7 protein-coding genes are annotated in these 5310 nt (G+C 67.0%); 5 read left to right on the forward strand and 2 right to left on the reverse strand.

Going from position 1 to position 5310, the window contains the following annotated elements; translation table 11 throughout:
- Nucleotides 1-255: 255 nt before the first annotated feature.
- Nucleotides 256-1401: a hypothetical protein gene (locus B0W88_RS29380; RefSeq protein WP_077038078.1), complete on the forward strand. Its 1146-nt coding sequence runs from the start codon at nucleotides 256-258 to the stop codon at nucleotides 1399-1401.
- A gap of 36 nt (nucleotides 1402-1437) precedes the next feature.
- Nucleotides 1438-2373, forward strand: a complete 936-nt coding sequence (locus B0W88_RS29385; RefSeq protein ID WP_077038079.1) for a quinone oxidoreductase — start codon at nucleotides 1438-1440, stop codon at nucleotides 2371-2373.
- Here the strand turns inward: B0W88_RS29385 and B0W88_RS29390 are convergent.
- Together B0W88_RS29390 and B0W88_RS29395 are read right to left on the reverse strand one after the other, a co-directional pair.
- Nucleotides 2370-3008, reverse strand: coding sequence for a CoA transferase subunit B (locus B0W88_RS29390; RefSeq protein ID WP_077038080.1), 639 nt, complete (start codon nucleotides 3006-3008; stop codon nucleotides 2370-2372). The two genes, B0W88_RS29385 and B0W88_RS29390, sit on opposite strands and share 4 nt — an antisense overlap.
- A 2-nt stretch (nucleotides 3009-3010) precedes the next feature.
- Nucleotides 3011-3718, reverse strand: a complete 708-nt coding sequence (locus B0W88_RS29395; RefSeq protein WP_077038081.1) for a CoA transferase subunit A — start codon at nucleotides 3716-3718, stop codon at nucleotides 3011-3013.
- 96 nt (nucleotides 3719-3814) lie between these two features.
- Here B0W88_RS29395 and B0W88_RS29400 point away from each other — a divergent pair, with 96 nt between their 5' ends.
- The 3 genes from B0W88_RS29400 to B0W88_RS29410 form a co-directional block, all read left to right on the forward strand.
- On the forward strand, nucleotides 3815-4216 hold the full coding sequence (locus B0W88_RS29400) for a PaaI family thioesterase (RefSeq protein WP_077038082.1): 402 nt from the start codon (nucleotides 3815-3817) through the stop codon (nucleotides 4214-4216).
- Nucleotides 4213-4758 (forward strand): LuxR C-terminal-related transcriptional regulator, encoded by a 546-nt coding sequence (locus B0W88_RS29405; RefSeq protein WP_077038083.1) that lies wholly within the window; start codon nucleotides 4213-4215, stop codon nucleotides 4756-4758. Before B0W88_RS29400 ends, B0W88_RS29405 begins: the two co-directional genes overlap by 4 nt.
- Before the next feature lie 197 nt (nucleotides 4759-4955).
- Nucleotides 4956-5310: hypothetical protein (locus tag B0W88_RS29410; protein WP_144007053.1), on the forward strand; the 355-nt coding region annotated here is incomplete at its 3' end.

Consider the following 5310-nt stretch of genomic DNA (forward strand, 5'->3'; position numbering starts at 1 on the left):
CCGCCACAGGCCGCCAGCAGGGCGCTCGCCGCCGCGGCCAGCGCCAGACCGCCCTCGCCCTCCTCTTGGGCCCGCGGTGCGGGCGCCATCTCCATCGTCTTCATGACCGACCTCTTTACTGCAGCCGGGAGTTTGAACGGGCCGGCCATCGGCCGATCGGCCGATGTCGCTGCGGATTTCAGACGCTGCAAGCAAACGTAACGCCAAGATTCGACGGATCGGTGACACTCCCCGCCACAACAGGGGGAACGCTCGATGAGCATCAAGAAATTCGACGGCAAGATGCCGTCCAAGCCGGACAAGAGCAAGGAGAAGGAACTGGCCGATCTGGTCAAGGACATGGCGGCGGCGCAGAAGGCCATCGTCGACTGCCTGGACGAGCTGGAAAAGGCCAAGCTGGACACCATCACCGCCGGCGTTGACAAGCTGCGCCGCAAGGCGACCGGCCGCGCCGCCGAACTGAAGGACCTGGAGAAGGAAGCCAAGCGGGGCAGCCTGAACACGAATCCGTCCAAGCTCGATCGCCTGTGCAAGGATTTCAAGGAAGCGGTAGATGACGCCAACGCGCTGGAAGGCACGCTGGAAGCCGAGCGCAACAAGCACTTCGAGGCCGAGTTCGCGAGCTTCACCGAGGAGGTGACCAAGGCCCTGCCCAAGGGCGTGAACACCGCCAACATGATGCTGCCCACCTTGCTCAAGGCCTTCAAGGCCACGCATGCCAAGGCCGGCTGGGCCAAGTTCAACGCCGCGGCGCGCCAGACCTTCAAGGACGACTGCGTGACGGCGGCCCAGGTGCAGATCCGCGAATCGGGCATCAAGGCGCTGGGCCAGGAGGCCGCCTTCGCCAAGCTCAAGCTCAAGGCCCGGGACAAGGCCATCCAGGACGGCATCAAGGACGGCTCCACCGTGGCCGAGGTGCGCCAGGCACTGGAGGACGCCTTCGATCACCAGGACCTGCCCAGCATCGCGCGCTGGAAGAGCTACCTGGAGCTGGGCTCCGGCGCCACCTACAAGCTGACGCCGGCCGGCGCCTACCGCGGCTCCAAGATCCACATCACGATGAGCGTGGACTCCTGGACCGCCGATGCCGACGGCAAGGTTTCGCTGACCGGCAGTTCCCCCGAGGCCTGCCTGCAGAAGCTGCTGAAGGTGGACGGCTGGAAGCAGCTCCACGCCACGCTGGAGGCCACGGCCCGTGCCGCCGACTATCCGCACGTCTACCTGTTCGCCGGCGTGCTGGCCAAGGACAGCAAGTGGGAAGCCGCCCGCGTCGAGCTGGACCTCAAGGACGAATGGGTCACCGGCGCTCAGGCCGCCCTGCAGAGCGCGCTCGACAGCTTCAAGGCCGGCCTGATCGACAAGATCAAGAAGGCCCAGCAGATCAGCGGCCCGGTGGTCTGAGGGCCGGCAGGGTCGGGAGGACCTACAGTCCGGCCCATGCATGCCCTCACCTTTTCCTCATTCGGCGGCCCCGAAGTCCTTCGCTACATCGAGCTGCCCGATCCCCAGCCGGGCCATGACCAGGCCCTGGTGCGCCTCTCGGCCATCGGCCTGAACTTCGCCGACGTCTACCGCCGCCAGGGGCGCTACCACCTGCGCGGCGCCCCGCCCTACGTGGCGGGCTACGAGGGCGCCGGCGTGATCGTCTCGGCCCCGGCGGGCAGCGGCTTCGCACCGGGCGACCGGGTCGGCTTTGCCGATGCGCCGTTTGCCAATGCGGAGCTCGTGGCCGTCGACGTCGAACGGCTGATCCCGCTGCCCGACGCCATCGACGCCGACACCGCGGCAGCCTCGCTGCTGCAGGGCCTGACCGCACAGTTCCTGGCCAACGACAGCTACACGCTGGGCCGCGGCGACCGGGCGCTCGTGCATGCGGCGGCCGGCGGCGTCGGCGGGCTGCTGATGCAGTGGGGCCGCGCGCGCGGCGCGACGATGGTGGGCTTCGTGTCCAGCGAGGCCAAGGCCGCGCACCTGCGCGCCCAGGGCTTCGAGGCGCTGACGATCATGCCGCCGGCGGGCAGCAATTTCGACGTGGTCTACGACTCGACCGGCACCACGGTGCTCGATTCGCTGAAGCAGGTGCGCATCGGCGGCACGGTGGTGTTCTACGGCATGGCGGCCGGTCAGCCGCCGGCGGTCGACCCGCGCCTGCTGATGGACGGCTCCACCCGGCTGGTCGGCGGCGACCTGTGGAACGTGCTGACCAGCGCCGAGGAGCGGCGCCGCCGGGCGGGCGAACTGTTCGCGCTGATCGCGGCAGGATCCCTGCAGGTGCCCGTCGCCGCGCGCTTCCCGCTCGCGGAAGGTGCCGCCGCGCACGCGCTGCTGGAGACGCGTGCGACGGTCGGCAAGGTGCTGCTACTAACTACTTAAATCAGCGGCACGCCGGTCTTGGCCTGCACCTGCTCGCGGCTGACGCCTTCGGCGAGTTCCACGAGCTTCAGGCCTTCCGGCGTCACGTCCATCACGGCCAGGTCGGTGATGATGCGGTTGACCACGCCCAGGCCGGTCAGCGGCAGGGTGCACTGCGGCAGGATCTTCAGGTCCTCGGTGCCGTCCTTCTTGCGGGCCACGTGCTCCATCAGCACGATCACCCGCTTGACGCCGGCCACCAGGTCCATCGCCCCGCCCATGCCCTTGACCATCTTGCCGGGGATCATCCAGTTGGCCAGGTCGCCCTTGCCGCTGACCTGCATGGCGCCGAGGATGGACAGGTTGATCTTGCCGCCGCGGATCATCGCGAAGCTCTCGTGGCTGCCGAAGATCGACGAGCCCTTGATCGTCGTCACCGTCTGCTTGCCGGCGTTGATCAGGTCGGCGTCGACCTCGTCTTCGGTCGGGAAGGGGCCGATGCCCAGCATGCCGTTCTCGCTCTGCAGCCAGACTTCCTTGTCGGCCGGCACGAAGTTGGCCACCAGCGTCGGGATGCCAATGCCGAGGTTCACGTAGAAGCCGTCCTGCAGCTCTTGCGCCGCGCGCGCGGCCATCTGGTCTTGGGTCCAAGGCATGATCAGGCTCCCTTCTTTTCCGACAGCGTGCGCTTCTCGATGCGCTTCTCGGGCGTGGCGTTGACGACGATGCGGTGCACGTAGATGCCCGCGAGGTGGACGTCGTCCGGATCGATGTCGCCGGTCTCGACCAGTTCCTCCACCTCGACGATCGTCACCTTGCCGGCCATCGCCGCCGCGGGGTTGAAGTTGCGCGCGGTGCGGCGGAAGACGAGGTTGCCGCTCTTGTCGGCCTTGTGCGCCTTGACCAGGGCCACATCGGGCACCAGGGCGCGCTCCATCACATAGGTCTCACCGTCGAACTCGCGCAGCTCCTTGCCATCGGCCACGATCGTGCCGACGCCGGTCTTGGTGAAGAAGGCCGGGATGCCGGCGCCGCCGGCGCGCAGCTTCTCGGCCAGCGTGCCCTGGGGCGTGAACTCCAGCTCCAGCTCGCCGGCGAGGTACTGGCGCTCGAACTCCTTGTTCTCGCCCACATAGCTGGAGATCATCTTCTTGATCTGGCGGGTCTGCAGCAGCAGGCCCAAGCCGAAGTCGTCGACGCCGGCGTTGTTCGAGATCGCCGTCAGGTTCTTCGCGCCGGAATCGCGCAGCGCGGCGATCAGCGCCTCGGGAATGCCGCAGAGGCCGAAACCGCCGACCGCGAGCAGTTGCCCGTCGGCGACGATGCCCTTGAGCGCCTCGGCGGCACTCGGGTAGACCTTGTTCATCGTGCTTGTCTCCGTTGTCAAAAACGATGGGTGATTCTGCTACGTAAGGGATTACGTAGTCGTTACGTAGAATCGCTTAAAAAGACGAGGAGACCCATGGATGCAAGCGCCCTGCAACAAGCCATTCCCGCCATCTTCGCGCCCTGGATCGCGGCGATGGATTTCGAGGTGATCGACGCCGCCAAGGGCAGCGTCACGCTGCGCATGCCGGTGAAGCCGGCCTATGTCCACGTCGGCGGCGTCATGTGCGGCCAGGCCGCGATGGCCGCGGCCGACACGGCGATGGTGCTTGCGATGATGACCGAGCTGGGCGAGTTCCGCCCGATGACCACGGTGCAGCTGCAGACCAGCTTCCTGCGGCCAATCGGCGGCGACCATTGCACGGTGATCGCCAAAGTGCTGCGCAGCGGCAAGTCGCTGGCCTTCGGCAGCATCGACATCGTAAGTGCAGATAACAAGTTAGCTGTGCAGGCCACGACGACCTACGCCCTGCTGTGAGCATCGACCACCGCACGGCCTTCGAGATGGCCCCGATCGGCCTGGTCATCTCGGCCCAGCGGCTGATCGTCGACTGCAACCGCCAGGTGCTGGCGATGTTCGGTGCGCAGCGCGAACAGCTGATCGGCCAGAGCTTCGAGGTGATGTACCCGAGCCCGGCCGAGTTCGAGCGCACCGGGGCGCGCATCGTCGCCGCGCTGGACGCCCAGGGCTACTACGCGGACGACCGGGTGATGCGGCGACTGGGCTCGGGAGAGCACTTCTGGTGCCACGTCGCCGGCCGCGCGCTGGACCCGGGCGACCCGCATGCCGAGGGCATCTGGAGCTTCGAGGACCTGTCGGCGCGCCGGCAGCTGACCGCCGACCTCACCCCGCGCGAGCGCGAGATCGCCGCCCTGCTGATCGAGGGCCTGACCAGCAAGCTGATCGGCCGGCGGCTGGCGATCAGCCCGCGGACGGTCGACGTGTACCGCGCCCGGCTGATGAAAAAGTACGCAGCGGGCTCCACACCGGAGCTGATTCACCGTTTGTTACGCACATAACAGCAATATTCACCCGCAGAAAGAGGGTGCGGCACCCGTAAAGGAGAGGACTAACCCGTATCCACGTGTAATTCCCTCACGCACGTCGCCTAATATTCGGACTGTGCGCTGAACTTGAAAGTTAGCGAGGAGGCGGGGCGAGGACGATACCCGCCACCGGCCTCGACGGATCACCGATCGATACGAGGGGAATCACCATGAAACGCAATCCGAACCCGATGACGACGCTGGCGACGCTGCTGCTGACTGCCTGCCTGTCGGCCACGGCCTTTCCGGCCCTGGCCGCCGACGATACCGTCGACCTGAGCACCGCCACGCCCACCGCCAAGGACATCCAGGACGGCCTGTTCCCGGATGACGAATGCGAGCAGCTGAAGGCTGCCGGCTTCAAGTGCATGGGCTTCAAGCCGGCACAGCGCTATTCGCTGCCGGCTGCCACCTTCAAGGCCGGCTCGGCCGAACTGCCTGACTCGCTGAAGAAGCAGCTGGACGTGTTCGCCGACGCACTGAAGGGCCGCAGTCCCTCGGCCTCGCAGAAGGTGCGCCTGGAAG

It is taken from the genome of Pelomonas sp. KK5 (assembly GCF_001984095.1).
Classification (GTDB): Bacteria; Pseudomonadota; Gammaproteobacteria; order Burkholderiales; family Burkholderiaceae_C; genus KK5.

Bases quoted from the DNA above. Each gene is read 5' to 3' on its own strand.
- B0W88_RS29380 (WP_077038078.1), top strand. From the start codon at position 256: ATGAGCATCAAGAAATTCGACGGCAAGATGCCGTCCAAGCCGGACAAG.
- B0W88_RS29385 (WP_077038079.1), top strand. From the start codon at position 1,438: ATGCATGCCCTCACCTTTTCCTCATTCGGCGGCCCCGAAGTCCTTCGC.
- B0W88_RS29390 (WP_077038080.1), bottom strand. From the start codon at position 3,008: ATGCCTTGGACCCAAGACCAGATGGCCGCGCGCGCGGCGCAAGAGCTG.
- B0W88_RS29395 (WP_077038081.1), bottom strand. From the start codon at position 3,718: ATGAACAAGGTCTACCCGAGTGCCGCCGAGGCGCTCAAGGGCATCGTC.
- B0W88_RS29400 (WP_077038082.1), top strand. From the start codon at position 3,815: ATGGATGCAAGCGCCCTGCAACAAGCCATTCCCGCCATCTTCGCGCCC.